Below are 26,746 nucleotides of genomic sequence, written 5' to 3' on the forward strand. Positions count from 1 at the left end.
CCACCGGAAGAAGCGCTTCGTGTCCGACCTGCCCCCTATCGAGATCGCCGGCCGCCCGATCGGCCCTGGCTACCGCCCGTTCGTGATCTGCGAGCTGTCGGGCAACCACAACGGCGACCTGGACCGCGCCCTGGCCATGATCGATGCGGCCGCCGCCACCGGCTGCGACGCCATCAAGATCCAGACCTACACCGCCGACACCATCACCATGGACGTCGACAGGCCCGAGTTCCGCATCCACGGCGGGCTCTGGGACGGCCGCAGCCTGCATGAGCTCTATCAGGAGGCCCAGACCCCCTACGAATGGCACCCGGCCCTGTTCGCGCGGGCGCGGGATCGTGGCGTGATCCTGTTCTCCAGCCCGTTCGATGAGACGGCGGTCGATCTGCTCGCAGGCCTGGATGCGCCAGCCTACAAGATCGCTTCGTTCGAAGCGATCGACCTGCCGCTGATCGCCTATGCCGCCCGCCACGGCAAACCCCTGATCATCTCAACCGGTATGGCCAATCTGGCCGAGATCGAAGCCGCGCGGGACACGGCCCTGGCGGCCGGCGCCGGCGGCGTGATCCTGTTGCACTGCGTCTCCAGCTATCCGGCCAGTTTCGCCGACGCCAACCTGCGCACCATTCCGGACATGGCGGCCCGCTTCGGCTGCCCCATCGGCCTATCGGACCATACGCCGGGCACGGCCGCAGCCGTGGCGGCGGTGGCGCTCGGCGCCTGCGTGATCGAGAAGCATTTCACCTTGGCGCGGTCCGATGGCGGCCCGGACGCCGCCTTCTCCCTGGAGCCCGCGGAGTTCCAGGCCCTGGTCAGCGACGCCCGCTCGGCCTGGGAGGCTCTCGGCCAGGCGCAGTATGACCTGCTGGGCTCAGAACGGGCCAACGCTCAGTTCCGCCGATCGATCTATGTGGCGGCCGACGTGAAGGCCGGCGCGGTGATCGCCGCCTCGGACGTGCGCTCGATCCGCCCGGGGCTCGGCCTGGCGCCGGCGCATCGCGACGCCGTCATTGGCCGCATCGCACACCGAGATCTGAAGCGCGGTGAGCCGATGTCCTGGGACATGCTCGAAGGAGGTTAGTCCAGGACATAGCCCTTGGACTGCAGGCGCTCGCGGCTGGCCTCGCGCACGGCCGCCCAGTCCTGCGCCAGGAGGCCGAGGCCCACCACGTCCCGGGGCTCGCCGTTCTTCCACACGTGCTGGCGCAGCAGGGCCTCTCGGCGGAAGCCGAAGGACTCGTGCAGCCTCCACACGGCCTCGTTCTCCACCAGCACCTCGCACCAGAGCTTGGCGAAGCCGAGCACGCCGAACACGTGCTCGATCATCCAGTATTCCACATAGGCGCCGACGCCCTTGCCGCGCACCGCGGGCGAGGCGAGGTAATAGGCCCAGGCGCACCGGCGGTTGGCCGGCGAGATGTCGGCGAGGTTGGCCAGCCCTACGGGCTCGCCATCCAGCTCGATGATCCAGTAGCGGCGGGCAGGATCGGCCACGGCGGCGGCGAACCAGCGGGCGTGGTCCTCAGGCCCGATCACCGCATCGGTGTACATCCACTGGGCGACGTCCGGCTGGTTCCGCCAGTCCCGCAAGCGGTCGCGGTCGGACTCGACGACATCGCGCAGCTCCACCCTTGGCCCGCTCATCAGGCCACCGCGCGGACCGCAGCATCGGCGCCCATCGCGACGCCCAGGCGACCGGCCAGGGCCGAGATCCGGGCCGGCGCATCGGCCGACTCCCAGCCCGCGACCAGGAAGCGGCCGTCATGGTGGCGGTCGAGATCAGCTTCCAGGCGCGCCAGCCGCGTCACCGCCTCGACAGAGGGGCAGGTAAAGCGGGTGCGCATATTGGTCAGGAGGCAGGCCTCCAGGATCATCGGCCGGCGGGCGAAGGGACCCAGCAGGCGAAGGGCCTCGGCCCTCAGCTCGGCGTCGCCGACCTCGTCCACGCATTCGATGCTGACCAGGGTCTCGCCGCGGCTCTCATAGACGCGCAGGGCGCTGATCCTGCCCTCGGCGGCGTAGTTGCGGATGGTCAGGGGCAGGGGGGCTTCGATCCGGGCGCGGTAGACATAGCTCGCCACCCGCTCGCCGATCAGGCGCGGGCGAGGCTGATCGGTCAGGTCGAACAGGGGCAGGGGATCGGCGGCCCAGACGACAATGTCGCCCGTGGTCCGTGAGCCGGCGGCCTCCCGCGGCGAAACCAGGCTGTGCAAATGGATCTGGACGCCCAGGCGGGCCAGGGCGCGGCTGGCGGCGGAGAACAGGCCGTTCAGCCCGTCACGAGGGGTGGCGCCCCGCAGGGGGATCGAGACATTGGGCGCTGGCGCTTCGCCGGGCGCGGTCAGGCGCACATGATCGAGGCCCAGGGCTGGGGCGGCGCTGGCATGGATCTGGTCGAGCCAGACCCCCAGCCGCCATTGGCAGTATTGGGCCAGCGGATCTGCTGCGGCCCGAGGGTAGGCCCGCAGCAGATCATTGAGGGTTTCGGCCTGGCCGTCGCGGGGCGTCATAGCCGAGGCTGTCAGGACCGGCCCGGCGCTCCAGCTGGCCTGGGGGCCGGAAGGCGAGGGGCTGATGGCGCCCACGTGCAGATCGACATCGTCGAAGGCGACGCCGTGCCATTCGAGGGTTTTGCGGATCGGATCCTGGGCGGCGCCGAAGGCGAACTCGCCGTCCCGCAACTCGACCCCGTGGCTGACCCGCGGCAGGCTCCAGCCGCCGAGGCGATCCAGCGCGTCTTCGAGGATGATCTCGCGGGCGCCGAGACGGTGGGCTTCAAAGGCGGCGAGGATGCCGGTCAGGCCCCCGCCGATAATCCGAACCTTGGTCATGCCCTGGCCTCCCCGACCCGCATGTGAACAGGCAGGATGCAGGCCAAGGTCGAAAAACTCGGTTAAGGCCGCTGCGTCAGACCGTCGCGGACTGGATCAGCAGGGGCCAGAAGGCGTCGGCGACCCGCGACGCGCCCTGGCCGTCGCAAAGGGCGGCGCTTTTCTCGGCCAGGCCCTGGCGCAGTGCGTCGTCGACGAACAGGCGGGTCAGGGCCCGGTCGAAGTCGGTCTCGAAGCCCGGCGCACGACCATCGACCGCCAGCACGGCGCCGGCCTTGGCCAGGCTCGCAGCGGCGGCGAGTTGGTTGTCGGCCAGGGTGACGACCACGCTGGGCAGGCCCAGGACGCAGCGCTCCCACATGGCCGAGCCGGCCGCCCCGATGGCGAGATCGGCGGCCGTGGCCAGCTCGGCCATGTGCGGCGTATCTACGTGCAGGGTCAGGCGAGGGTCGTGGGCGGCGATGCGGGTCAGGCCCTTTCGGCTGGGGGCGGCGGCGCCGACCACCACGTCCAGCGCGGTGTCGCCAAACCGCCGGCGCACGCGCTCGACCACCTGGCTGGTGATCCCGCCGACGTCGGTCAGGCCCATGGAGACCAGCACCCGGCGCAGGGGCTCGGCCCGCCGGGCCAGGGCGGTCTCGCGCATGGCGGCGAAGGCTGGGCGGACCGGCGCGTAGCGGGGACCCAGCATCAGTCGCGCCCCCTCGGTCAGTCCCCGATAGTCGGCGTCGGTGCGGTCGGGGCCGGAGTCCAGCACCAGAGTGCCCCCCAGGCGGCGGTCGGCCAGGTCGTCGATCACGATAGAAGGCCGGCCGTCGGCGATGGCCTGGTGCTCGGGCCGCGCCAAGCCGTAGTGGTCGAACACGACGGCCTCGAAGGCCAAAGCCGCGGCGGCCTCCACCAGGGCTTCGGGCGCCAGCGACGTCACCGCGCGCCGCGGCAGGTCCGGGGCGAAGGCCGCCAGGATCGCCTCCACGTTGGCGTCGGCCAGGAACTGGCACTGGGCGCCGCGTTCGGTCAGGGCTGCGGCCAGGGTCAGGCTGCGCATCACATGCCCGCCGCCGACTTCAGGGCCGGCGTTGACGATGAAAAGGACCCGCGGGGTCATAGGCGTCGTTCTCCGCCAAAGGTCACAAGCTCCGGCCGGGCGCGGACAAGGCTGCGCACGTCATCGGAGGAAAAGGCCGCGTTGGCCGGGTAGAGCCCGTCATAGATCTGACGGACGAACTCATAGTCGTCGGCGGTGTCGACGGTCCAGCGCACCTCGCCTTCGTCCACGGACGGATCCAGGCGAGCGATCCGGTAGCGCGAGGGCGCGTTGCGGACAGCCCAGGTCACGTGCTCGCGCGCCTCGGGACCATGGTCCTCCCGCGCCGTGCGCTGCAGGGCGTCGGCGGAGATCACCTCCACATCCTGGCCCTTGGGATAGCCGGACGGATCATAGCGGTTGTGGGTATAGTCGGCGGCCTTGGCCAGATGGAGGGCGATGGTCTGGTCGATGACGCCCGGATCGATCAGCGGGCAGTCGCCGGTCAGGCGCACCACATGGTCGGCCGGCCAGGCCTCCAGGGCGCCGATGAACCGGGCCAGCACGTTGTCCAGGGGGCCGCGGTGAACGGCCAAGCCCGCAGCCTCGACCGCCTGGGCCAAGCGGTCGTCGCTGGGCTCGATGCTGGTCGCCACGACGATCTGGTCGATGCGCTGCGCCCGGGCCACCCGCTCGATCTGGCGCAGCAGCATGGGCGCCCCGGCCAGCGGCAGCAGCACCTTGCCCGGCAGACGGGATGAACTCAGACGAGCCTGGAGAATGGCGAGAATCAATCGTGCGCTCCTGTGCGCGCAAGATAGACCCCATTGCGGCGGCAAGGCGCCCTGTGTGGCGTGCGCCCTACTCCTTGACGAAGAAGCCGCCAGGGGCAGACGCCCAGCCGAACTTCTCGATCCGCGGCGGGGCGCCGTCGAAGAACTCTTCCAGGGCCTCGCTCTCGCCGGGCCATTCACGGATGGCGTATTCGTCGAGCAGCACCACGCCGCCGGTCAGGATGCGCGGCCAAAAGGCCTTCAGCGCCTCCAGGGTCGGCTCATAGAGGTCCATGTCCAGGTGCAGGAGCGCGATGCGCAGGCCGGGGTGCTCGGCCACATAGGCATGCGCGGTCTCCTTCACGTCGCCGTCGATCAGCTCGACCCGCGGCCGTTGCGGCACGAAGGAGTCGGCGTTGAAGGCGTCCACCAGGGCGAACAGGGTGTCGCGGAACTGGGCCGGGTTCCAGCCCTCGGCCGTGTTGCCAACCCGGGCGTCCAGGCCGTCCTTCTCCGAGCGGTCGGCCAGGCCCCGGAAGTGGTCGAAGCCCAGCACCTTGCGGGTGCGATCGCCGGGACTGAACGTCTCCAGGAAGCGGGCGAAGGTCAGCAGCGAGGCGCCCTTGTAGACGCCGCACTCGACGATATCGCCCGGCATGTCCTCGATCAGCTTGAAGACCTCATAGTGGGCGAAGCCCTTCATGAAGTGCATCCGCCGCCCGAAGGAGGCCAGGTTGGCGATGAGGTCGTGATCGTCCAGATGGGCCTTGAGCAGGCTGCGCAGGGTCTCGTCGGCGGGGATCTTGGGGGCAGGAGTCATGGGCGTTCCTCGGAAGCGATCAGGTCCGGGCGCAGGGCCGCAAAGGCCTCGAACCCGTCAGCCCGGCGGTTGCGCCAGCCGCGCGCGATCACCTCGGGCGCAAGCAGGTCGCCAAACCGGACCTGGATGGAATAGCGGTGCCGTGGGCCGGGATTGTAACCCGACCGATGGGGCACGGTGTTGTGGAACATCAGCACGTCGCCGGGCTGCAGCTCGGGCTTGCGGCTGTGGGCCTCGAAGTGCGGATGGAAGTCCTGGGCGATGAAGGCGTCCCGTGTGGCCAGTGGACGGCCGGCCGCGTCGCGCTTCAGGCGGACATCGACCGGATAGAGCCGGGCCTCGGCGGTCTTGACCACATCGACCCCTCCATTGGCCGCGCCGGACGGCGTCAGGGGCGTCCAGGCGGTGACCGAGCGGTCGCAGAGCATGTTGTACGGAAAGTCCTGGTGCCAATCGAAGCCTCGCCAGGGCTCGCCCGCCAAGTCCATCCGGAAGACGGCGTGCTGGAAGGGGCTGTGCAGCCGCCGGGCGCCGGTCACGGCCTGGGCCGCCTGGCGCAGCGGCTCACAGGTGACGATCCGGCGAAAGACGTCGGTCTCGCGCATGGCGTCATAGACCTCGCCCAGGGCGGCGCGATCCGAGGTCCGCAGCGCATCGACCAGGGCGTCGACGTCGTCCGCCTCCCCCGCAGCGCCTCGGGCGCGCAGCATGTCGATGAAGGTCTCCAGCGCCTCGGCCACGAGCGGCGCGGGCAGCAGGCCCTTCAGCTCCTGAACGAGGGGCGGGGTGGTCACGGCAGGGCTCCGGCGCTGGAACGACCGGGCAAGGCTAGGGCGCGCCGTCTAACCAACTGTTAACCGTAAACCCCCTGCGACAAGGCGCCCGTAGGAACCTTTGGAACCGCATCGCCTATGGCGGCGCTTTCCCAGGACCACAAATGTCGAGGGACGCTTTCATGATCCGACTGACCTTGTCTGGCGCGGCGTGCGCCCTGCTTCTGGCCGGCTGTGGCGGCCGGGAAGAGCCGGCGGAAGCTGTCGATCCGGCCGCCGAAGCCGCCGCAGCCCGGGCCGAACCGTCGCCGCTGGCGCAGACGGCCGCGCCGCCGCCGCCAGGACCCGCCGCGACGACAATCCAGACAAATTCAGGTCCGGACGGAACTCAGGTCGATCTGACCCGCGTGCGGGTGACGGGAAACGTCCTCACCGTGGAGCTCAGCTATCGCCCCGCCGGCAATAGCACCGAATGGGTCTATCTGGACGCCGACGAGGTGAGCGTTATCGATGATGCGACCTCGCAGCGCTATGGCATCCTTCGCGACGACAGCAATCAGTGGATGGCCGCGCCGCTGCAGTCGGCCTCTGGCGATCGGATTTCTCTGAGGCTGCGCGACGGGCGACCGGGGATCATCTGGTTCAAGTTCCCCGCGCCGCCGGCCAGTTCGCCGACGGTCTCCATCAACATTCCTGATGTCAGCCCCTTCGACGGGGTGGCGGTTCAAAGGTGATGTCGCCTTGGCGCGCCTCGGCGCTTGGCGGTGTTGTCCTGATTCTCCAGGCCTGCGGCGCGCCATCCGACGAGGCGCAGACCTCGCCAGCGGGTCAGGGCTCGGCGCCCGTCGCCACGCTCGAGGGCGGCCCGCCTATGCGTGGCGCGATGGCGCCGGCGCCCACGCCCTCGCCCTTGGGTGAAGGGGCGGGGTTGAAGGGCGCCGTCGGCGGCCTCAGCGGCGCCATCACCGGCTTCCAGGTCCGGGAAACGGCCTCGACCTTTGTGGTCGAGCTGGCGAGCGACGTGCTGTTTGCGTTCGACAGCGCCGACCTGGCGCCGGGCGCCGACGCCCAACTGCGCCGGACCGCGAGCCTGGTGGCTCCGGGAGCGCAGAAGATCGAGGTGGTGGGCCACACCGATTCCGTGGGCGAGGCGGACTACAATCTGGCCCTGTCTCTGCGCCGGGCCCAGGCGGTAGCCGACTGGCTGGCGCAGGAGGGCGGCGTGCCGGAGGCCCGGCTGGCGGCGTCGGGCCTGGGTGAAGCTGATCCGGCTGCGCCCAACCAGACGGCCAGCGGGGCCGATGATCCGCAAGGTCGGGCGCTGAACCGCCGTGTCGTCGTGGTGATCCCAAAAGCGGCGGGCTGAGCGCGCCGTTCAGGCGGCGTGATAGTCCCGCAGCCTGGCGATTTCGGCCTTGGAGCCCATCATCACCGAGGCCCGCTGGTGCAGGCTGGTGACCTCGGCGTCCAAGGTGTCGCCCACGCCGTCGAACGATGCGCCGCCGGCCTGCTCCACGAGCAGGGCCATGGGATTGGCCTCGTACATCAGGCGCAGCTTGCCCGGCCGGTTGGGCTCGCGCTTGTCCCAGGGATACATGAAGACCCCGCCGCGGGTGATCACCCGGTGGACGTCGGCGACCATGGAGGCGACCCAGCGCATGTTGAAGTCCTTGCCCCGCGGCCCTTCGACGCCGGCCAGGCATTCCTCCACATAGCGGCTCACCGGCGCCGCCCAGTGGCGGGTGTTGGCCGTATTGATGGCGAACTCCTTGGTTTCGGCGGGGATCGCCATCGCCGGATTGGTCAGCACCCAGTCGTCGCATTCCGGATCGAGGGTGAAGGCGCAGACGCCATCGCCCACGGTCAGCACCATCTGGGTCTGGGGGCCATAGACCACATAGCCGGCGGCGACCTGATGGCGGCCGGGCTGCAGGAAGTCGGCCTCGGTTACGGCTCGGCCGGAGCTATCGGCTGGGGTCGGCAGGATCGAGAAGATGGTGCCGATGGAGACGTTGACCGCGATGTTGGACGATCCGTCCAGGGGATCGAACAGCAGCAGATAGCCGCCCTCGGGACCGACTTCGCGCACCGGATGGATGGTCTCCATCTCTTCCGACGCCATGGCGCTCAGGCCCTCGGCCTTCGCGCATAGGGCCAGCAGGATGTCGTTCGACAGCACATCGAGCTTCTGCTGCACCTCGCCCTGGACGTTCTCGCTGCCCAGAGCGCCCATGATCTGGCCGGCGGCGCCGCGGCGGACCTGGGCGCTGATCTCGACGCAGCCCTTGGCCACGGCCGCAAGCACCTCGGCCAGGCGCGGCGGAATGCTCGACTGAGACAGGTAGGCGGCCAGGTTCGTCGTGCTCACGTCACACCTCTTTGGGTCTTGGCCGCAGGCGTCCCTGCGGTCGGCGGCGCGGGTAACGCGCCTGGAGCGGCCTGTCCACCCGGTCTACGCCCGGTTGTCGTACCTGCGCAGCACTTCGCTCGCGGCGCGGTCGGTTTCGGCCAGGGGCGGATAGGTCCAGCTATGGAACGCGCCGCCGAACGGCCGGGCTGCGCCCAGGCGTTCCAACTCCTCGTGGAAGAGGCGGAACTTCAGGCTTTCCCCCTCCATCTTCAGGACGAAGACCGGCTTGCCGGTCGATGCGGCCTCGGCGGCCATATTGGTGGATTCCTCGGTGACGAGGATGTAGTCGGCCGCCGCCAGGAAGGCGAAATAGGGATTGTCGCCCGAACCATCCCAGACCATGCCGGGCAGGTGGCGGAGACGGGCGGCGAGGATCGCCTGGGCGGCCTCAGGGGTGCGCCGCGAGAAGGTGACCATCACCGAACCGCCGTCCTGGGTCACGGGCAACTCGATCTCATGGGCCAGGGCCGCGGCCCGCTCCGGCGAGATGTCGAAGGCCTTGGACTTGCCGCCGATCAGCACCGCCACCCGGGGGCGGGGCAGGGCCGAGAGCTGCGCGGCAAACCGCGCGTGGTCCGCCGCCAGACGCTCAGGCGTGACCCGGTGGGGCGATCCCAGGATCGGGAAGACATTGTCGCCGCGCATGCGGTCATGCTTGGGCGGGATGACCAGGTCGAAGGCGGATGGCGGGGCGCGGGGGTCCTGAAGCTGGACCACCATGGTCCGGCCCTGGCTCCACCGGCGCATGCGAAGCGACAGGGGGAGGGTGGCGCGTCCGACGGCGATCCAGATGTCGGGCCAGGGGGGTGCGATTTCGCTCCCTGGCGCCAGCAGCCGCAGGGGCGCGGGGTTCAGCCACCAGGGCAGGCGGCCAAAACCGCCGCGCCAGCCGATACGCTTGACGCTGAGGTCGACGGCCCGCTGACGCGAGATGGCCTCAACCAGGCCCAGGCCCTGGTTCTCGATGCCCGTGCGGCCGTCGGAGACGACCCAGATGCGCAGGGGAGAGGGGGCTGATGTCACGGAAGATTAGCCGCCGCCGCCCGGTTCAGATCGCGGACCTGAACCGGCCAGGCCTCGGGCTCAGACCCAGTCGACCTTGAGGACCTCATAGGACTTCACGCCCCCAGGGGTGTTCACCTCGACCACATCGCCGATCTCCTTGCCGATGATGGCCCGGGCGATCGGAGAGGAGATCGAGATGCGGCCGGCCTTCACGTCGGCCTCATGCTCGCCGACGATCTGATAGCGGGCCTCTTCTTCGGTGTCCTCGTCGACCATGGAGACGGTCGCGCCGAACTTGACCTGCTTGCCGGACAGTTTGGAGACATCGATCACCTGCGCGCGAGCGAGCTTGTCCTCGATGTCGGCGATCTGGCCTTCAATCCAGCCTTGCCGCTCCTTGGCGGCGTGGTATTCCGCGTTTTCGGACAGGTCGCCGTGCTCTCGCGCCTCAGAAATGGCGGAGATGACAGACGGCCGTTCGACCGTCTTCAAACGCTTCAGTTCTTCGTCGAGAGCTTGATAGCCCCCGACGGTCATCGGGACTTTTTCCATGGCGGGTGAGGACTCGAGTAGTGCGCCTAAGGGAATTCTCCGGCCGCGGGCGCCAACGTCCGGGGGTGAGACGATATGAGTGTGCGCTGCGAAACGCAAGTGCCGCAGGCTTCGATCCCATTCAGGCGAAAGAGTCCCGAGGGACGCTTCAGGCGCTTTCGCTGACCATGCAGCCGGCCAGTTCGTCGGCGTCCGGCGCCTCGTAAACCTTCTCGGAGAAGTGGAACATCTCCGGGGTGATCAGCAGGCGGAAGCCCTCGCCGGCTACTTCCTGACGGCCCAGCACCCGCTCGCGGCGAACCTCCAGGGGGGCGGTGACGAAGTGGAACTGCAGGGGGATTTCCACGGCCTCGGCGATCTCGGCCACCCGCTGGCGGTCGCTGCGCCGCATGAGGCCGAGGTCCAGCACCACCGAGGCGCCGGCCGCCAGCACGCCGGCGGCGGTGGACCAGATCTGCGCTTCGCAGCGCTCGACCCGGTCCATCATCCACTGGAACTCCAGCGGCTCGGGCATGTCGGGGCCAAACAGCCGCCCCATCCAGTCGTCGATGGCGAAGCCGACGGCCGGCAGCCGCCGCGCCAGGTCCTTGGCGTAGGTGGACTTGCCGGCGCCCTGGGGCCCGAAGATCACATGCAGCGTGGCGGTCATGGGCGCCGACTTAGCGGACCGACAGCCCGCCGTCGATCACCAGTTCGGCCCCGGTCACATAGCGGGACTCCGCACTGGCCAGCCACAGGACGCCCTCGGCGATGTCAGAGGGATCGCCCTTGTAGCCCAGCGGCGTGGCGGCGCCGGCCATGGCGTCCAGGGTGGCGCTGCGTTGAGGCGCAGCATTGGCCCCTGGCCCGCCCGTGCCGATGATCGAGTCCCAGATCGGGGTTTCGATGATGCCCGGATGCACGGAATTGACCCGCACCTTGTCCTGCGCGCCCGCGCATTCCAGGGCCACAGCCTTGGTGAACAGGCGCACCGCGCCCTTGCTGGCGCAATAGCCGGCCAGGGAGGCGGCGCCCTTGAGCCCCGCGACGGACGACATGTTGATGATGGAGCCGCCCTCGCCGCTTTCGCGCATCAGGGGCAGGGCGTGCTTCACACCCAGGAAGACGCCTTCCACATTGACCGCCATCTGACGGCGGAAATCATCCAGGCTCATCTCGATCACAGAACCGCCAAGGCCGATGCCGGCGTTGTTCACCAGGATGTCGAGGCGGCCGTGGGTCCGCCGGACCTGGGCGATCACGTCGATCCACGCCGCCTCATCGGTGACGTCGTGGTGGAGGTAACTGGCTTCACAGCCCTTGGCGACCAGTTGAGCGGCGACCTCGGTCCCCTGCGCATCCGAGAGATCGCTCAGCACCACGCGGGCGCCCTCGGCCGCCAGCCGTTCAGCGCAGGCCTGGCCGATGCCGCTCGCCGCGCCGGTCACCAAGGCGACCTTGCCCTCTACCCGTCCCGTCATGATGTCCCTCCGTTCGGCGTCTGCACGCGCCGTCCGATGGGCCTAGCTTACAGGCGGGCCGGAGGGAAGACTGCGCCGCCCAGGCAGAGGCCCGAGGCGGGCGCAGGTCACGCCGTTTCGCCTATTGCATATAGGCGGGGCTGCCGCCGGCGGTCAGCAGACCAAACAGCATCGCTCCGCCCAGCAGGACGATCAGCGCGACCACCATGAGATCGGTGACGCCTTCAAAGCGGCGCAGCAGGTTCTTGCGGCGGGGGTGATGGGTTTCGTGGCCTTCGTCGACGTGCATGACGAGCTCCCTATACAGTCTCTGGTTACGGGCCTCAGCTCTCTGGCTGGGTCCGACGCCGGACTGGGGCAGCTTTCACGGGTAGACGCTGCGTTGCGGGCGACCGCGTACTGTTATCTGGGCCGCCCGTAAGCGCCCGTGCCTGCCGAAGTCAGGCGACTGAGGAAAGCCTGCGCCTGACTCAGGGCCACGTCAACTTTATCCGAACAAGGTTTTGTCATCTGAGGCGAAAAGTCGCCGCAATTTTGAACACGATGTCAAAATTACCCCGTCCAGGATCGCCCATAGGTCTGAAGCGGCCGTACATCCAGGCTGTCGCTGGCCGTGGCGGCGATCGCCTGGGCCGCGGCCAGCGCGCCGGCTGCGGTGGTGAAGTAGGGCGTCTTCATCATCAGGGCCGTGCGGCGGATCTCGAAGGAGTCCGACAGGGACTGCTTGCCCTCGGTGGTGTTGAAAACGAGCTTCACCTCGCCGTTCTTCATGGCGTCGACGATGTGGGGACGCCCCTCGAGGACCTTCTTCACAGGCTGCACGCTCAGGCCGTTCTCGGCCAGATAGTCGCAGGTGCCGCTGGTCGCCAGGATGGAGAAGCCCTGCGCCAGCAGGAGGCGCACCGGCTCCAGGATCCAGGGCTTGTCGCTGTCCTTCACCGAGACGAACACCGCGCCGGACTTGGGCAGGACCGTACCGCCGCCGAGCTGGCTCTTGGCGAAGGCCCGGGCGAAGGCCGCCGAGGAGTCGGGCTCGCCGGGCCGGCGCCAGTCCAGGCCCATGACTTCGCCGGTGGAGCGCATTTCCGGGCCCAGGACCGTATCGACGCCGGCGAACCGGGCGAAGGGGAAGACGGCCTCCTTGACGGCCACGTGGTCATAGGGGGCTTCGACCAGGTCGAACTCCGAAAGCTTGCGCCCGGCCATCACCTTGGCGGCGATGGCGGCCAAGGGCCGGCCGATGGTCTTGGCCACGAAAGGCACGGTGCGGCTGGCCCGGGGATTGACCTCCAGCACATAGATGCGCGGGCTTTCGCTATGCGGTTCTTCGATGGCGAACTGCACGTTCATCAGGCCGCGAACCTGCAGGGCGTGCGCCATGGCCTCGGTCTGGCGCTTCAGCTCGGCGATGGTCTCAGGCTTGAGCGAGAACGGCGGCATGGAGCAGGCGCTGTCGCCGGAATGGACGCCGGCTTCCTCGATATGCTCCATCACCCCGGCCACGAACACGGCCTCGCCGTCGCAGATGGCGTCCACGTCCACCTCGGTGGCCCGCGACAGGTACTGGTCGAGCAGGACCGGGCTGTCGCCGGAGACCTGCACGGCGTCGCGGACGTAACGGGCCAGTTGCTCGTCGTCGCGGATGATCTCCATGGCCCGGCCGCCCAGCACGTAGGACGGGCGGATGACCACCGGATAGCCGACCTGGTGGGCGGCCTTGAACGCCTCTTCGTCAGAGCGGGCGATGGCGTTGATCGGCTGGGCGATCTTCAGGCGGTGCAGCAGCTGCTGGAAACGCTCCCGGTCCTCGGCCAGGTCGATGGCGTCGGGGCTGGTGCCCAGGATCGGCACGCCGGCGTCCTCAAGGGCCTTGGCCAGCTTCAGGGGCGTCTGGCCGCCGAACTGCACGATCACCCCCAGCAGGGTCCCGGCGGCGCGCTCGACCTCGATCAGCTCCAGCACGTCCTCGGCGGTCAGCGGCTCGAAGTACAGCCGGTCAGAGGTGTCGTAGTCGGTCGACACGGTCTCGGGGTTGCAGTTGACCATGATCGACTCCACCCCGATGTCGGCCAGGGCGAAGGCGGCGTGGCAGCAGCAGTAGTCGAACTCGATCCCCTGGCCGATCCGGTTGGGCCCGCCGCCGAGGATGATGGCCTTCCTGGCCTCGGAGGGCTCGCTCTCGCACTCCGGGATCTGTCCGAGGGAGCCGGTCTCATAGGTGGAATACATGTAGGGCGTTTCGGCCCTGAACTCGCCGGCGCAGGTGTCGATGCGCTTGTACACCGGCCGCACGCCGAGCGCCCGGCGCTGCTCGCGCACCTCGGCCTCGGTGGTATGGGTCAAGGCCGCCAGACGGGCGTCGGCGAAGCCCTGGGCCTTGAGCGCCCGGAAGGCCTCAGCCGTGCCGGGCAGGCCGTCGCGGGCCACCCGGGCCTCTTCGGCCACCAGGTGCTGCAGCTGACGCAGGAACCAGGGCTCGTACGAACAGGCGGCGTTCACCTCCTCGACGCTGAGGCCGTGGCGGAAGGCCTGGGCGATCACCCGCAGGCGATCGGGCGTCGGCTGGCCCAGGGCGCGGACGATGGCGGCATGGCCCATCTCCGGGTCGTCGGCGTTCTCGATGGCGATCTCGTCGAGGCCGGCCAGGCCGGTCTCCAGCCCGCGCAGGGCCTTCTGCAGGCTCTCGGCGAAGGTCCTGCCGATGGCCATGACCTCGCCCACGGACTTCATCGACGTCGACAGGGTGGCTTCGGCGCCCGGATACTTCTCGAAGGCGAAGCGCGGGATCTTGGTCACCACATAGTCGATGGACGGCTCGAACGAGGCTGGCGTCGCCCCGGTGATGTCGTTCATCAGCTCGTCGAGGGTGTAGCCCACGGCCAGGCGGGCGGCGACCTTGGCGATCGGGAAGCCGGTGGCCTTGGACGCCAGCGCCGACGAACGCGACACCCGGGGGTTCATCTCGATGACCACCATGCGGCCGTCGGCGGGGTTCACCGCGAACTGCACGTTGGAGCCGCCGGTCTCGACGCCGATCTCGCGCAGCACCGCGATCGAGGCGCGGCGCATCCACTGATATTCCTTGTCGGTCAGGGTCAGCGCCGGGGCGACGGTGATGGAGTCGCCGGTGTGGACGCCCATCGGATCGATGTTCTCGATGGAGCAGATGATGATGCAGTTGTCCGCCTTGTCGCGGACGACCTCCATCTCGTACTCCTTCCAGCCGAGCACGCTCTCCTCGATCAGCACCTCGGTGGTGGGCGAGAGGTCGAGACCGCGCTCCACGATCTCCCGGAACTCTTCGATATTGTAGGCGATGCCGCCGCCGGTGCCGGCCAGGGTGAAGGACGGGCGAATGATCGCCGGCAGGCCGACGAAGTCCAGGCCCTCCAGGGCCTCGTCCATGGTGTGGGCGGCCTTGGACTTGGGGCTTTCCAGCCCGATGGCGTCCATGGCGTCGCGGAATTTCTGGCGGTCCTCGGCCTTGTCGATCACCTCGGCCCGGGCGCCGATCATCTCGACATTGTACCGAGCCAGGGCGCCGGAGGCCTCGAGGGCCAGGGCGGTGTTCAGCGCGGTCTGGCCGCCCATGGTGGGCAGCAGGGCGTCGGGGCGTTCCTTGGCGATGATCTTCTCGACCATCTCGGGCGTGATCGGCTCGATATAGGTCGCATCGGCCACGTCCGGGTCGGTCATGATCGTGGCCGGGTTCGAGTTGACCAGGATGATCCGATAGCCTTCGGCCCTCAAAGCCTTGCAGGCCTGGACGCCGGAATAGTCGAACTCGCAGGCCTGGCCGATGACGATCGGGCCGGCGCCGATGATGAGGATCGAGGAGATGTCGGAGCGTTTGGGCATGTTTCTTCCGCGCGCAAGGACGGCCGCGCACATCAGCGCGCCCGACACCGGTCAGAATGCAGGTTAAGTCGCCCGTTTAGAGAGGGAGTCGGAGGCGTGCAAGCGCGACCTTCGCCACGGCGGTTAATGGCCGTGCACGGCGGGCTATGACGGGCCTGAAATGCAAAGGGGGCCGACGCATTCACGCCGGCCCCCAGAAAGTCTTGTGCCTTAAAGCCTGCGGCTCGCGGCGCTCAGACCTGCAGGTTGGCGGCGGCCATCTTACCGCTGCGGCGGTCGCGCTCGAGTTCGAAGGTGATCTTGTCGCCTTCATTCAGGGTCCGCAGCCCGGCGCGTTCGACGGCCGAGATGTGAACGAAGACGTCCGGGCCGCCTTCGTCAGGCGTAATGAAGCCAAAGCCCTTTTGGCCGTTGAACCATTTTACGGTGCCGGTAGACATGGAGAGTATCAGTCCTTGGAGGTCAGTCAGCCACCCGCAAGCGCATCATCGCGGGGGATCAAGCATCGATGAGGGTTCGGGAGAGCAAATCCGGGGCCGGATAAGGCTGGAGAGTTCGACCGTGCCCTTGCGAGATTGACATACTCAGGTTGGCCGAAATTCGGGCGAACCGCAAGTCGAATCGCGGCTCTGAATACCCCTCAATCCCTGTCGCCGCCTGGGATTTCAGCCCCAGGCCGATGGACCGACTGCCGGTCTGGCGCGTTGGTCCCCTGGCGCGAAGCCGGGCGCCAAATTGGTTGGCGAGCCTGGCGCCCTGCGTGCTACGGCAGGGTGAGGGAGGATCATTATGAGAAAATTAACCCTTGCTGTTTGCGTCGCGGTTTTTGCGACCCCGGCCCTGGCCGTCGCCGCGCCGGGTCAGCCGCCCAGTTTCGACGCCGGCGGCCCGGCGGCCATGACCCTGGCCCTGCCGCAGACCGAAGACCCTGTCGAGGGCGAGAAGGTCCGCATGACCGTGGTCCAGGCGACCTTGGCCCCAGGCGAAAGCCTGCCTGACAACGCCCGCACGGCCCTGCGCTACATCTATGTGAAGTCTGGCCGCCTGCAGGTCTCCAACCTGGTCACCGGCGACGAGCAAGAGATTCTCGCCGGCGAGTTCGCCGTCGAGTCGGCCGGGCAGTGGCATACGGGCCGCGCCCTGGGCGCCGAGCCCGCCGAGGTTCTCCTGATCGAACAGGCTCCGTCCGCCGACTTCTGATCGGCTCGGCCGACCGTCGGGTCGGCAGACGCAACAGTCTTGCCCCGACCCGCCCGGGTGGGCAGGTTGGGCCTGCGAAGATTCTCGCCCCGCTGAACCCAAGAGCCGCCGTGCCTGCTGTCACCGCCGACGACCTTTCAGCTCTCATGACCCAGATCGCCGCGGGCGACCGGGACGCCCTGCGACAACTTTACCAGGCCACCTCCTCGAAGCTATTCGGCGTCTGCCTGCGTATCCTCTCCGACAAGGATGAGAGTGAGGACGTGTTGCAGGAGGTCTATGTCACCATCTGGCGCCGCGCCGACCGGTTCGACGCAAGCCGGGCCAGCGTCATGACCTGGATTTCCACGATCGCGCGCAATCGGGCCATCGACCGTCTGCGGGCCCGGGGGCCCCTGGCGCGGGCCGAACAGATCGATGAGATGGAGATCGCCGACGGGGCGCCCAGCGCCACCGCCCTGCTGGAATCCGCCGAGCGGGTCGGCGCCCTGCAGCAATGCCTCTCCGAGCTCGACGAGCGGACGGAGAAGGCGATCCGCACGGCCTTCTTCGAAGGCGTCACCTACGAGGCCCTGGCCCAGCGGCTGGATACGCCGCTCGGGACGGTGAAAAGCTGGATTCGGCGGGGGCTGATGAAGCTGAAAGGGTGCCTGGAGCCATGAGCGACACGGGTCCTGAAATGGTCGAGCCGGAAGCCCTGGCCGCCGAACACGCCCTGGGCGTACTGACGGCGCCCGAGCGCGCGGCGGCTGAGCTGCGCATGGCCAGCGATGCGAGCTTCGCCCAGGCGGTGGACGCCTGGCGCGTGCGCCTGGGTCCCCTGGCCAGCGAAGTCGCCGACGTCGCGCCCTCCGACAAGGTCTGGCCGCGGATCGAGCGCGCCCTGCCGGTCAACGACAACAATCCGCAGCTGGCGCGTCGCCTGGCCTTCTGGCGTGGCGCGACGGTGGGCGCCATGGGCTTGGCCGCCGCCAGCCTGATGGTCGCGGTCTATCTGGGCAGCCGTCCGCCCGTGGTGATCCCCGCGCCCGCCACGGCGGCGCCGCCCATGTTGAACGCCAGCCTGAACACCGAAGGCGGCCAGGCCCTGTTCGTGGCCTCCTATGACCCGCAGCGTCAGGCGCTGATCATCACCTCGCTGGTGCCGCCGGGGACCGATCCCCTGCATGTCCACCAGCTGTGGCTGATCCCGCCGGAGGACGGCGTGCCGCGTTCGCTCGGCATGGTGGAGCCGGGCACGGCCAAGACCATGCCGCTGGACGCCTCCCTGTCCCAGATGGCCCACGAGGGCTCCCAACTGGCGGTGTCGGTCGAGCCCATGGGCGGCTCGCCTGAGCCCGGCCCCAGCGGGCCTGTGGCCGCCATCGGCGCCCTGGGCGAGATCTAGCGGTCCAATCCGCCGAACGCTCTTAGCGCGCGGCGTCCATCATCTTGGCGAAGCGGTCGAACAGGTAGAGCGAATCCGTGGGGCCCGGCGAGGCTTCCGGATGGTGCTGGACCGAGAAGACCGGCCGGTCCTTCAGGGCGATCCCGGCGTTTGTGCCGTCGAACAGAGACACGTGGGTCTCCGTCACCGGCGCCGGCAGGCTGTCGCGATCCACGGTGAAGCCGTGGTTCATGGAGACGATCTCCACCTTGCCCGTGGTCAGGTCCTTGACCGGGTGATTGGCGCCGTGGTGGCCCTGGTCCATCTTCACCGTGCGGGCGCCGAGCGCCAGGGACAGCATCTGGTGGCCGAGGCAGATGCCGAAGACCGGCACGCCGCTCTCCACCAGCTTGCGGATTTCCGGCACGGCATAGGCGCCGGTGGCCGAGGGATCGCCCGGCCCATTGGAGAGCAGGACGCCCTGCGGCTTGCGGGCCAGCACATCCTCGGCCGAGGTCGAGGCCGGCACGACGGTGGCCCGGGCGCCGACGCTTGTCAGGGCGCGCAGGATGTTGCGCTTGACGCCATAATCCATGACCACGACCTCGAACTTCGCCTCCGGGGCGGGCTGGGCGTAGCCCTCGGGCCAGTTCCACAGGCCTTCGCCATAGGTGAACGGCTGCAGGCAGGAGGCGTCCTTGGCCAGGTCCAGGCCCACCAGGCCGTTCCACGCCTTGGCCTGGGCGATCAGGGCCTCCAGGTCGAAGCGGCCCTGCGGATCGTGGGCGATCACGGCGTGCGGCATCCCGCGCTCGCGGATGCGGCGGGTCAGCGCCCGGGTGTCGACCCCGGCCAGGCCGACGACCCCGCGCCGGGCCATCCACCCGCTCAGGTCGGAATCGGCCCGCCAGTTGGCCGGCGCGGTGGGAACATCGCGGAAGATGGCCCCCCGGGCCGAGGTCTCGGCCGCCCCGGACATCTGCTCGACGTCGTCGATATTGGTCCCCACGTTGCCCACGTGGGGGAAGGTGAAGGCGATGATCTGGGCCATGTAGGAGGGATCGGTGAGGATCTCCTGGTAGCCCGTCATGGCGGTGTTGAAGCAGACCTCGCCGACCGCGTCGCCCGTGGCGCCGACGCCGATCCCCTGCAGGACGGTCCCATCGGCCAGGACCAGCACGCCGGTCGCGCCGGAGAGAAGTTGGCTCGTCATGGGAGACTCCTTTGAAGGCGGGCTATGGTCGCAAAAAGGCGGGCGAGGGTGAACCCCGCCCGCCGTGCAAACGGCGGCGTAGGTACTGAGTCCCGCCGCCCGGGTCAATGCAAGGTGACCCCGCCGGCGCCTCGGACTAGGCTTTCCACCCAGACGGCCACCAAAAGCAAGGGGAACCCGTGTCGCAACCTGGCCATATCGATCCCGACCGCGCGGCGTGGGCGGTGTTCAAGTCCCTGCCGCGGGACGAGCCAATCCACATGCTGAACCTCGTGCGCCTGAGGCCGCTGGCGACCTATCCCGAGGATCATCCCGATCACGGCAAGGGGCTGACGGGCTTGCAGGCCTATCAGGCCTATGGCCGGACCACCGCGCCGATCTTCCGGCGCCTGGGCGGATCGCAGGTCTGGGTGGGCCGGCCGCAGGTGACGTTGACGGGGCCGCAGGATGAGGCCTGGGACCTCGCCTTCATCGCCGCCTATCCCAACGCCGAGGCCTTCATCGCCATGGTTCGCGATCCGGAATACCAGGTGCTGGTCGCCCACCGCACGGCCGCAGTCGCCGACTCCCGCCTGGTCCGCATGGCGCCAGCCGAACCCGGCGAAGGCTTCGGCGAGTAGGCCTCACGGCTTCGGTCTCGACAGGGGCCTGAGCGGATGACAGTTCGGGCGTCCTGAGCTAACCACGCCGCCATGACCAGCGGGGCTCGGCGACAGGCGACTCGGCGCCCAGCCCTTCTGGTGCTGGCCGTCCTGGCGATCATGATGAAAATCATGGTCCCGCCGGGCTTTATGCTCGGATCTCCGACAGATGATCTGTCGTCGGCGATCACGATCTGCACCAGCCAGGGCGCGGTCACCCTCCCGGCGACAGACCTGTCAGATTCAGCTGATGGCGGCGATCCCGATCGCTCGCCCTTCAGCCTCGCCCACGATGGGCCTTGTACCTTCAGCGGTCATGGCGCGGGCGGCTCGCCGCCGGCTGGCGACCTGGAGGCTCTGGCGAGCCGAATTACGCGCCGGGCGGCCCCCGCATTCGGCGTCGTCAGCCCCGAACCGAGTCTGGCGAGGGCCGGGCCGCCTCTACCGGCCCGCGGCCCGCCGTTTCTGGCCATCTGAGCTGGTCTGATCAGAGGCGCCGCAGCTCGCCGCCGTCTGACCGACCACCCGCGCGCCTCATCCAGTTTCACATATGACGGGCGGTCCCTTGGGCCGTCCAAGGATACCGTCATGAAAAACCTGCTTCTGGCCACGAGCGCCTTGCTCGGCCTGGCCTCGCCCCACCTCGCCAGCGCGCAACCTGCGGCGGCGAACACCGTCGAGCGGCTCATCGTCACAGGCGATCGTTCAAGTCTGACGGCCCCAGACACCGTAGCCGCGACCGCTGAGATTCGGCGCACCCCTGGCGCCGTCGAGGTTGTGTCCGACACAGCCTTCAAGAACACGCCGGTCCAGACCCTCAAGGACATCCTCGGCTATGTGCCCGGCGTGATCGCCCAGCCGCGCTTCGGCGACGATGCGCGCCTGTCGATCCGCGGGTCGGGACTGTCGCGCAACTATGGAAACCGGGGCTTGTCGATCTATATGGACGGCGTCCCGATCAATACGTCCGACGGCCTGGTGGACCTCTTCGAGGTTGATCCCAGCGCCTATCGCTACGTCGAGGTCTTCAAGGGCGCCAACGCCCTGCGCTACGGTTCGAACGCCTTGGGTGGGGCCATCAATCTCGTCACCCCGACCGGCCGGGACGCCGCCGAATTCGACAGCCGCCTTGATGGCGGCAGTTTCGGCTATCTCAAAGGTCAGGCCAGCACCGGGGGGACCTCGGGCGCCTACGACTACTTCGTCACCGCCTCGGGCCAACGCGCCGATGGCTACCGCGAGCACAGCGACGGAGACCAGGTTCGCGCCAACGTCAATGTCGGCTATCGCGTCTCACGGGACCTCGAGACGCGCTTCTACCTGAACGCCAGCCGTGTCCGTCAGCACATTCCCGGCGAAGTGACGAAGGGTCGAGGCCCTGACCTCGCCGGAGGCGGCCAATCCAGAGTGGGTCCGCCAGAACCAGGCGCGGGATATCGATGCCGTGCGCGTCGCCAACAAGACCACTCTGCGGAGGGGTCCGACGACGGTCGATATCGGTCTGTTCGGCGTCAACCGGCACGTCATGCACCCCATCTATCAGTGGCTCGACTATACGGTGGAGGACTATGGCGGCTTTGTGCGGGCGGTCGATGAGCGTTCTGTGGGAGGCTTGCGCAATCGGCTCGTCGTCGGCGTAAATGTCCATAACGGCGTCATCGACACCGAGCAGTTCATCAACCTGACCGGCGGCGTGAAGGGCGATCTGGCCGCCTCGATGGTCGACAGGTCCGCGAACGTGTCCGCCTATGTGGAAAATACCGTCGATGTCCGCCCCAAGGTCGCGCTGATCGGAGGGATTCAGTTCCTGCACGCCAGCCGGGAACGACGCGATCGTTTCCTCACCGACGGCGACCAGTCAGGCTCCCAGACCTTCGACCTCTGGAGCCCCCGCGTCGGGGTGACGTGGGATCTCGCCGATGAGGTCCGGCTATTTGCGAATGTGTCGCGCAGCGCAGAGATACCGACCTACGACTCGAACTCCTTCGCCTCGCCGTCGAGTTCCGGTCTCGACGCCCAGACCGCAACCACCTACGAAGTCGGCGCCCGCGGCCAGGGCCCTTCGTTCCTTTGGGATATCTCCCTCTATAGGGCGGAGGTGGAAGACGAATTGCAGTGCCTGACCACGGCGCCCTGGAGTCCTTGCAGCGTGGTCAATGTGGACAGGACCATTCACCAGGGCCTGGAGGCTGGCGGCAGCGCCGCGATCCTGGGTTCTGTCCTGGCGCTGGACGACCAAGTTTGGCTCAACGCCGCCTACACCTACAACGACTTCACCTTCGACGCCGACCCGGCCTACGGCGACAATCGGTTGCCCGGCGCTCCGCGGCAATATCTGCGCGCCGAGCTTCTCTACAGGCACGTCTCAGGGCTCTATGCCGGCCCAAATATCGAGTGGTCCCCGGACGCCTACTTCGCCGACAACGACAACACTCTCGAGGTTGACGCCTACGCGCTCTGGAACTTCAAGATAGGCTACGACACCGGACGAGGGTGGTCGGCCTATCTCGAAGGCCGCAACCTCGCCGACGAGCGCTACATCTCCAGCGTCGCGATCGCCGGCACGGCCAGCGAGGGCTCAGCCATTTTCAACCCGGGCGTCGGGCGCGCAGTCTACGGCGGGCTTCGCTACCACTGGTGAGCCTGGCCTCACGGCGGGAGGCTGAGCCTTGGGCTCAGCCTTCCAGCACCTCGGAGATGGCGCCGAAGAGAGTTTCGGCGCGGATGGGCTTGGCGATATGGCGGTCGGCGCCGGCCTCGGCGCTGGCCGCCCGGTCTTCGGGCGCGGCGTTGGCCGAGAGCACGATGATCGGCAGGCGGCCTGCGCCCTGACCTTCGTGGGCGCGGATCGCTCTGATGGCTTCGAATCCGTCCATGACCGGCATCCGCAGGTCCATCAGCACCAGGTCGAAGGCCTCTTCGCGCAGGGCGTCCAGGGCCTGGGCGCCGTCCTCCACGCTCACCACCTCGATGCCGGCGGCGTCGAGCATCAGCTCGACCACGCGCCGATTGGTCGGGTTGTCGTCGGCCAGAAGCACCCGAAGGTCGCCCGAACCTGAGGCCGCCGCCTCGGCCACCGCCTGGACGGTGGCTTGGGGGTGGGACGTAACGTGGGGCTCATATTTCAGCAGGCCCCCCACCAGGGCCTCCAGTCGCACGCCCGACTCCACCAAGTCGCCGACAATGGCGCGTTGGGCGGCGTCCAGGTCTGTCGCGGCCAAGGCCTGGGCCAGACCCATGACCCCATTCAGCGGGGTCCGCAGTTCGTGGCTCATATCGGCCAGGAATTCACTCTTGGCCCGACTGGCGGCGGCTTCACGACCCAGGGCGCCTTCGAGGGCGGCGGCCTGGCGCTTCATCTCGGTGATGTCCACGCGTAGGCCGATCAAGCCGCCATCGGCGGTGCGGCGGTCCTCGATCATCAGCCAGCGGCCGTCGGAAAGCTGCTGTTCCAGCCGTTCCCCATCGGGGTTGGCGAGTTTGGCCAGACGGTCCTCGAGCCAGGCTTCTTCCTGCCCGAGGGCCTCGGGATAGTCGCCCCGCTCGACGCCGATGCGCAGAGTCTCGGCCAGGGCGCGGCCAGGGGCGAACAGGTCGGCCGACCGGTGATAGATTTCGGCGTAGCGATCGTTCCAGAGGATGTAGCGGCCCTCGCGGTCCAGAAAGACCACGCCCTCGGGAAAGGCGTCGATGGCCGCGCGCAGGCGATCGCGCGCCGCCTTGGCCTCGGCCTGGGCCTGCAACAGAGCCCGCCCGCCGATCAACCGATCCAAGGCACGGACTATGGCTCGGCCGACGGCGCCGATCCCCACACCTGACATGAAATACTCCAACCCGCCTGACCGCGGAGAGCAAACCCCACCATGTGTTGCCGAAGTCCTGCCGAGGGCCGAATTCCTTGGCGAGGCAGGGACCGCGTCGGATCACCGCCCAGATTCTAGGCGCGTGGTTCGCAAACCGCCGAGATGGCGCTATCAGGCGCCATGACCATCACGACCCTTGGCTTGGACGCCGACGACACCCTCTGGCACAACGAGACGATCTTCCGCCTGACCCAGGCGCGGCTGTTCGATCTGCTCGCCGACGTGGCCGACATCGACACCCTGGGCGCACGTCTGGCCGAGGTGGAAGGCCGCAACCTGCGGCTCTATGGCTATGGGGTGAAGGGCTTCACCCTCTCGATGATCGAGACGGCCATGGAGCTCACCGGCGGCGAGGCGCCGCCGCATATCGTGCGCGAAATCCTGGCCGCGGGCCGCGCCATGCTGACCGAGCCGGTCGAGCCCCTGCCGGGGGTGGACCAGGCGTTGGCTGAGCTTTCCGAACGCTACCGGCTGGTGCTGATCACCAAGGGCGACCTGCTGCATCAGGAACAGAAGCTGGCGGCCTCAGGCCTGGGCGATCTGTTCGCCGCCGTCGAGATCGTCAGCGAAAAGGACGCCTCGACCTATGAGCGGGTCTTCGCCCGCCACGGGACCGGCGCAGCCCAAGGCGCCATGGTGGGCAACTCCCTGCGCTCCGATATCCTCCCGGCGCTCGAGGCCGGCGCCTGGGCCGCGCACATTCCCTATGCGGTGACCTGGGCCCACGAGATGGCGGACACGCCCAAGGGGCATCCCCGCTTCGCCGAACTGGCCAGCATTTCGGAGCTGCCGGCCTGGCTCGACCGGATCAGCTGAGCCGACTGATGATTTTTCCCGCTCCCCGGCGCATATGTCGGGGGTGAAGTTCGACGAACGGTTCCTCGACGAGATCAAGGCCCGCCTGCGCCCCTCCGACGTGATCGGGCGCACGGTGAAACTGCGCAAGCAGGGCCGGGAGTTCGTCGGCCTGTCGCCCTTCACCAAGGAGCGCAGCCCGTCCTTCTTCGTCAATGACGACAAGGGCCAGTTCTTCGACTTCTCCTCCGGCAAAAACGGCGACCTGATCACCTTCCTGCAGGAGACCGAGCGGCTGACCTTCATGGAGGCCGTCGAGCGCCTGGCCGCCGAGGCGGGCGTCCCCATGCCGACCCCCGATCCGCAGTCGGCCGAGCGCGACCGGGTGCGCCAGGGCCTGGCTGAGTGGCTGGAGCAGGCCGGCGCCTGGTTCCAGGCCGAACTTCGCCGCCCGGTGGGGCGCGAGGCGCGGGACTATCTCGCCGCCAGAGGTCTGCCGGAAGCGGAATGGGCCAGGTTCGGCATCGGCTATGCGCCGGGCGGGCGCACCGCGCTGAAGGACTATCTGGTCGCCAAGGGCGCGCGGCCCGGCGAGCTGGTGGAGGCCGGCCTGCTGATCGCGCCGGAGGATGGCGGGGCGCCCTACGACCGTTTCCGCGACCGGATCATGTTCCCCATCGCCGATGGGCGAGGGCGGTTCGTCTCCTTCGGCGGCCGGGCCATGGATCCCAAGGCCCGCGCCAAGTACCTGAACGGGCCGGAGACCTCGGTCTTTCACAAGGGCCACGTGCTCTACGGCATGGGCGAGGCCCGCAAGATCCTGGGCGCCGCGCCCACCGGCGAGAGCCCGCCCCTGGTGGTGGTCGAGGGCTATATGGACGCCATCGCCTGTCATCGGGCGGGCGTCGCCGCCGTCGCGCCCATGGGCACGGCGTTGACCGAAGAGCAGATGGAGATGCTCTGGCGGCTGCATCCCGAGCCGACCCTGTGCTTCGACGGCGACCGGGCCGGTCGCCAGGCCGCCTTCCGCGCCATGGATCGCGCCCTGCCGATCCTCAAGCCCGGCAAGAGTTTCCAGTTCTCCCTGGTCGAGGGCGGCAAGGACCCCGACGACGTGTTGCGCGAACTGGGGCCGGTGGCCCTGCGCCAGCAACTGGCCGCGACCACGCCCTTCGCCCAGGCCCTGTTTGAACGCGAACGTGATCTGGAGCCCCTCGATACGCCCGAGCGACGGGCGGGCCTGAAGGGCCGGCTGCGGCAGGCGGCGGCCTCCATCGCCGACAACGACCTGCAGCAGGCCTATCGCCAGGACCTGCTGGAGCGCTACGACAGCCTGTTCCGCAAGGCCGATGGGGGGCAGGGGCCCCGACCCCCCTGGCGTCCGCAGGCACGCCGCAACGGCCGCTGGAAGGGGCCTGGGGAGGCCTGGGCCGACGCCCAGCCGCCCACCGCCCAGGGCAAGGCTGCGGCCGGCCGGCTGGCCTCGGGGCTCGAGCCGGCGCCGGCGGCCCTGGCGGCCTACGCCCTGACGCGACCGACGGTTCTGGACGACCACCTGGAGGATGTTTTCGCCACCGAAGGTTTCGGCGAACCGGGCCTATGCGAATTGGTGAGGGAAATCATCCGCCTGCGTCTGGAGTCGGACCACCTTGACTCTGACAGCCTGACGCGCCATCTCCGATCCTGCGGGTTTAATGCGCTGCTGACAGACATCGACCGGGCCGCTGCGAAATCGGGCGCGCCCTTTTTGAAACCGGATGTCTCCCTCGAAGCCGCGAATTCGCAGTGGTCGCAAGCCTTCGCGAGCCTTTCCAGGCTGGCGTCGCTCGACAAGGCTCTCGACGCCTCGAAGGGAAACCTTCGGGAGCGGTCGGATATGGAGGCCTTCGAGCGTCTCAAGGGGGAACGCGACGCACTCAGACGCGCGACCAGAGAGTGGAACGATTAAGGCCGGTTACGGGTCGTACTCATACGGCCTTCGCGGTCCCTGTTAGTCATGATCGGCCCGTTCCTTGCATGAGGCGGCGGACCGAACCGGAGAATTCGATGAGCACCAATACGGCCGAAGCGGAAACGACCGAAGCCCAGACCAGCGATGGTCCGCTGCTCGACCTGACGGACGCCGCGGTCAAGAAGTTCATCAAGCAGGCCAAGACCCG

At 68.5% G+C, this 26,746-nt stretch carries 29 protein-coding genes; 13 read left to right on the forward strand and 16 right to left on the reverse strand.

The genetic code is table 11. The features are described 5' to 3' along the window. Positions 1-19: 19 nt before the first annotated feature. Positions 20-1,081 (forward strand): pseudaminic acid synthase, encoded by a 1,062-nt coding sequence (gene pseI / locus Q8L83_RS02155; protein ID WP_305284502.1) that lies wholly within the window; start codon positions 20-22, stop codon positions 1,079-1,081. Here pseI and pseH read toward each other — a convergent pair. The 6 genes from pseH to Q8L83_RS02185 form a co-directional block, all read right to left on the reverse strand. Then, complete coding sequence (gene pseH, locus Q8L83_RS02160) at positions 1,078-1,644, reverse strand: UDP-4-amino-4,6-dideoxy-N-acetyl-beta-L-altrosamine N-acetyltransferase (RefSeq protein WP_305284503.1); 567 nt, start codon at positions 1,642-1,644, stop codon at positions 1,078-1,080. The two genes, pseI and pseH, sit on opposite strands and share 4 nt — an antisense overlap. Further along, positions 1,644-2,831: an NAD(P)-binding protein gene (locus Q8L83_RS02165; RefSeq protein WP_305284504.1), complete on the reverse strand. Its 1,188-nt coding sequence runs from the start codon at positions 2,829-2,831 to the stop codon at positions 1,644-1,646. Before Q8L83_RS02165 ends, pseH begins: the two co-directional genes overlap by 1 nt. A gap of 76 nt (positions 2,832-2,907) precedes the next feature. After that, the gene (gene pseG, locus Q8L83_RS02170) at positions 2,908-3,939 is read right to left on the reverse strand and encodes a UDP-2,4-diacetamido-2,4,6-trideoxy-beta-L-altropyranose hydrolase (protein WP_305284505.1); all 1,032 of its coding nucleotides are present in this window, start codon (positions 3,937-3,939) and stop codon (positions 2,908-2,910) included. Then, on the reverse strand, positions 3,936-4,652 hold the full coding sequence (locus Q8L83_RS02175) for a glycosyltransferase family protein (RefSeq protein WP_305284506.1): 717 nt from the start codon (positions 4,650-4,652) through the stop codon (positions 3,936-3,938). The genes pseG and Q8L83_RS02175 overlap by 4 nt, the downstream gene beginning before the upstream one ends. A gap of 67 nt (positions 4,653-4,719) precedes the next feature. Next, positions 4,720-5,451, reverse strand: coding sequence for a TylF/MycF/NovP-related O-methyltransferase (locus tag Q8L83_RS02180; RefSeq protein ID WP_305284507.1), 732 nt, complete (start codon positions 5,449-5,451; stop codon positions 4,720-4,722). Further along, the gene (locus Q8L83_RS02185; RefSeq protein WP_305284508.1) at positions 5,448-6,245 is read right to left on the reverse strand and encodes a phytanoyl-CoA dioxygenase family protein; all 798 of its coding nucleotides are present in this window, start codon (positions 6,243-6,245) and stop codon (positions 5,448-5,450) included. Before Q8L83_RS02185 ends, Q8L83_RS02180 begins: the two co-directional genes overlap by 4 nt. A gap of 161 nt (positions 6,246-6,406) precedes the next feature. On the opposite strand from Q8L83_RS02185, the gene Q8L83_RS02190 reads away from it, so the two are divergent. Continuing rightward, positions 6,407-6,958, forward strand: a complete 552-nt coding sequence (locus Q8L83_RS02190) for a hypothetical protein (RefSeq protein ID WP_305284509.1) — start codon at positions 6,407-6,409, stop codon at positions 6,956-6,958. Then, positions 6,958-7,590, forward strand: coding sequence for an OmpA family protein (locus Q8L83_RS02195; RefSeq protein WP_305284510.1), 633 nt, complete (start codon positions 6,958-6,960; stop codon positions 7,588-7,590). The genes Q8L83_RS02190 and Q8L83_RS02195 overlap by 1 nt, the downstream gene beginning before the upstream one ends. Positions 7,591-7,599: 9 nt before the next feature. Here Q8L83_RS02195 and Q8L83_RS02200 read toward each other — a convergent pair whose 3' ends face one another. The 8 genes from Q8L83_RS02200 to Q8L83_RS02235 all read right to left on the reverse strand — a co-directional run bounded on the left by Q8L83_RS02200 (position 7,600) and on the right by Q8L83_RS02235 (position 15,949). Then, a complete protein-coding gene (locus tag Q8L83_RS02200; protein ID WP_305284511.1) occupies positions 7,600-8,592 on the reverse strand; it encodes a class 1 fructose-bisphosphatase in 993 nt (330 codons plus the stop codon). A gap of 84 nt (positions 8,593-8,676) precedes the next feature. Then, positions 8,677-9,657, reverse strand: coding sequence for a mitochondrial fission ELM1 family protein (locus tag Q8L83_RS02205; protein WP_305284512.1), 981 nt, complete (start codon positions 9,655-9,657; stop codon positions 8,677-8,679). 60 nt (positions 9,658-9,717) lie between these two features. Then, the gene (gene greA, locus Q8L83_RS02210) at positions 9,718-10,191 is read right to left on the reverse strand and encodes a transcription elongation factor GreA (RefSeq protein ID WP_300575229.1); all 474 of its coding nucleotides are present in this window, start codon (positions 10,189-10,191) and stop codon (positions 9,718-9,720) included. 148 nt (positions 10,192-10,339) lie between these two features. Then, positions 10,340-10,840 carry an ATP-binding protein gene (locus tag Q8L83_RS02215; RefSeq protein ID WP_305284513.1) on the reverse strand — a complete coding sequence of 167 codons (501 nt, stop codon included), beginning with the start codon at positions 10,838-10,840 and terminating at the stop codon, positions 10,340-10,342. Positions 10,841-10,850: 10 nt separating this feature from the next. Further along, complete coding sequence (locus Q8L83_RS02220; RefSeq protein WP_305284514.1) at positions 10,851-11,651, reverse strand: glucose 1-dehydrogenase; 801 nt, start codon at positions 11,649-11,651, stop codon at positions 10,851-10,853. 121 nt (positions 11,652-11,772) lie between these two features. Beyond that, positions 11,773-11,940 carry a hypothetical protein gene (locus tag Q8L83_RS02225; RefSeq protein WP_300575223.1) on the reverse strand — a complete coding sequence of 56 codons (168 nt, stop codon included), beginning with the start codon at positions 11,938-11,940 and terminating at the stop codon, positions 11,773-11,775. 263 nt (positions 11,941-12,203) lie between these two features. Next, positions 12,204-15,509: a carbamoyl-phosphate synthase large subunit gene (gene carB, locus Q8L83_RS02230; RefSeq protein WP_305284515.1), complete on the reverse strand. Its 3,306-nt coding sequence runs from the start codon at positions 15,507-15,509 to the stop codon at positions 12,204-12,206. 233 nt (positions 15,510-15,742) lie between these two features. Beyond that, positions 15,743-15,949, reverse strand: coding sequence for a cold-shock protein (locus Q8L83_RS02235; RefSeq protein ID WP_305284516.1), 207 nt, complete (start codon positions 15,947-15,949; stop codon positions 15,743-15,745). A gap of 349 nt (positions 15,950-16,298) precedes the next feature. Between Q8L83_RS02235 and Q8L83_RS02240 the strand changes: the two genes are divergently transcribed. The 3 genes from Q8L83_RS02240 to Q8L83_RS02250 all read left to right on the forward strand — a co-directional run bounded on the left by Q8L83_RS02240 (position 16,299) and on the right by Q8L83_RS02250 (position 18,096). Further along, entirely contained in the window at positions 16,299-16,709 is a 411-nt protein-coding gene (locus Q8L83_RS02240; RefSeq protein WP_305284517.1) for a cupin domain-containing protein, read from the forward strand. Positions 16,710-16,819: 110 nt separating this feature from the next. After that, a complete protein-coding gene (locus Q8L83_RS02245) occupies positions 16,820-17,371 on the forward strand; it encodes a sigma-70 family RNA polymerase sigma factor (RefSeq protein WP_305284518.1) in 552 nt (183 codons plus the stop codon). Further along, positions 17,368-18,096 carry an anti-sigma factor domain-containing protein gene (locus Q8L83_RS02250; RefSeq protein ID WP_305284519.1) on the forward strand — a complete coding sequence of 243 codons (729 nt, stop codon included), beginning with the start codon at positions 17,368-17,370 and terminating at the stop codon, positions 18,094-18,096. Before Q8L83_RS02245 ends, Q8L83_RS02250 begins: the two co-directional genes overlap by 4 nt. 22 nt (positions 18,097-18,118) lie before the next feature. On the opposite strand, the gene carA is transcribed toward Q8L83_RS02250, so the two are convergent. After that, entirely contained in the window at positions 18,119-19,288 is a 1,170-nt protein-coding gene (carA, locus tag Q8L83_RS02255) for a glutamine-hydrolyzing carbamoyl-phosphate synthase small subunit (RefSeq protein WP_305284520.1), read from the reverse strand. 179 nt (positions 19,289-19,467) lie between these two features. Here carA and Q8L83_RS02260 point away from each other — a divergent pair, with 179 nt between their 5' ends. The 4 genes from Q8L83_RS02260 (at position 19,468) to Q8L83_RS02275 (ending at position 22,570) form a co-directional block, all read left to right on the forward strand. Further along, a complete protein-coding gene (locus Q8L83_RS02260; protein WP_305284521.1) occupies positions 19,468-19,908 on the forward strand; it encodes a DUF1330 domain-containing protein in 441 nt (146 codons plus the stop codon). A 120-nt stretch (positions 19,909-20,028) separates the two neighbouring features. Then, entirely contained in the window at positions 20,029-20,406 is a 378-nt protein-coding gene (locus Q8L83_RS02265; RefSeq protein ID WP_305284522.1) for a DUF2946 family protein, read from the forward strand. Between the two features lie 111 nt (positions 20,407-20,517). Continuing rightward, entirely contained in the window at positions 20,518-21,525 is a 1,008-nt protein-coding gene (locus Q8L83_RS02270) for a TonB-dependent receptor plug domain-containing protein (RefSeq protein WP_305284523.1), read from the forward strand. Beyond that, positions 21,455-22,570, forward strand: a complete 1,116-nt coding sequence (locus Q8L83_RS02275; protein ID WP_305284529.1) for a TonB-dependent receptor — start codon at positions 21,455-21,457, stop codon at positions 22,568-22,570. The genes Q8L83_RS02270 and Q8L83_RS02275 overlap by 71 nt, the downstream gene beginning before the upstream one ends. A 34-nt stretch (positions 22,571-22,604) precedes the next feature. Here the strand turns inward: Q8L83_RS02275 and Q8L83_RS02280 are convergent, their stop codons facing one another. Then, on the reverse strand, positions 22,605-23,702 hold the full coding sequence (locus tag Q8L83_RS02280) for a response regulator (protein ID WP_305284524.1): 1,098 nt from the start codon (positions 23,700-23,702) through the stop codon (positions 22,605-22,607). 210 nt (positions 23,703-23,912) lie between these two features. Here Q8L83_RS02280 and Q8L83_RS02285 point away from each other — a divergent pair, with 210 nt between their 5' ends. The 3 genes from Q8L83_RS02285 to Q8L83_RS18610 form a co-directional block, all read left to right on the forward strand. Then, positions 23,913-24,608 carry an HAD family hydrolase gene (locus Q8L83_RS02285; RefSeq protein ID WP_305284525.1) on the forward strand — a complete coding sequence of 232 codons (696 nt, stop codon included), beginning with the start codon at positions 23,913-23,915 and terminating at the stop codon, positions 24,606-24,608. Positions 24,609-24,651: 43 nt separating this feature from the next. Beyond that, on the forward strand, positions 24,652-26,535 hold the full coding sequence (gene dnaG, locus Q8L83_RS02290) for a DNA primase (RefSeq protein WP_305284530.1): 1,884 nt from the start codon (positions 24,652-24,654) through the stop codon (positions 26,533-26,535). Positions 26,536-26,633: 98 nt separating this feature from the next. Next, positions 26,634-26,746 (forward strand): hypothetical protein (locus Q8L83_RS18610; RefSeq protein WP_370868340.1); only part of this gene is annotated, 113 nt, incomplete at its 3' end.

The sequence above is a fragment of the Phenylobacterium sp. genome, assembly GCF_030680185.1.
Classification (GTDB): Bacteria; Pseudomonadota; Alphaproteobacteria; order Caulobacterales; family Caulobacteraceae; genus Phenylobacterium.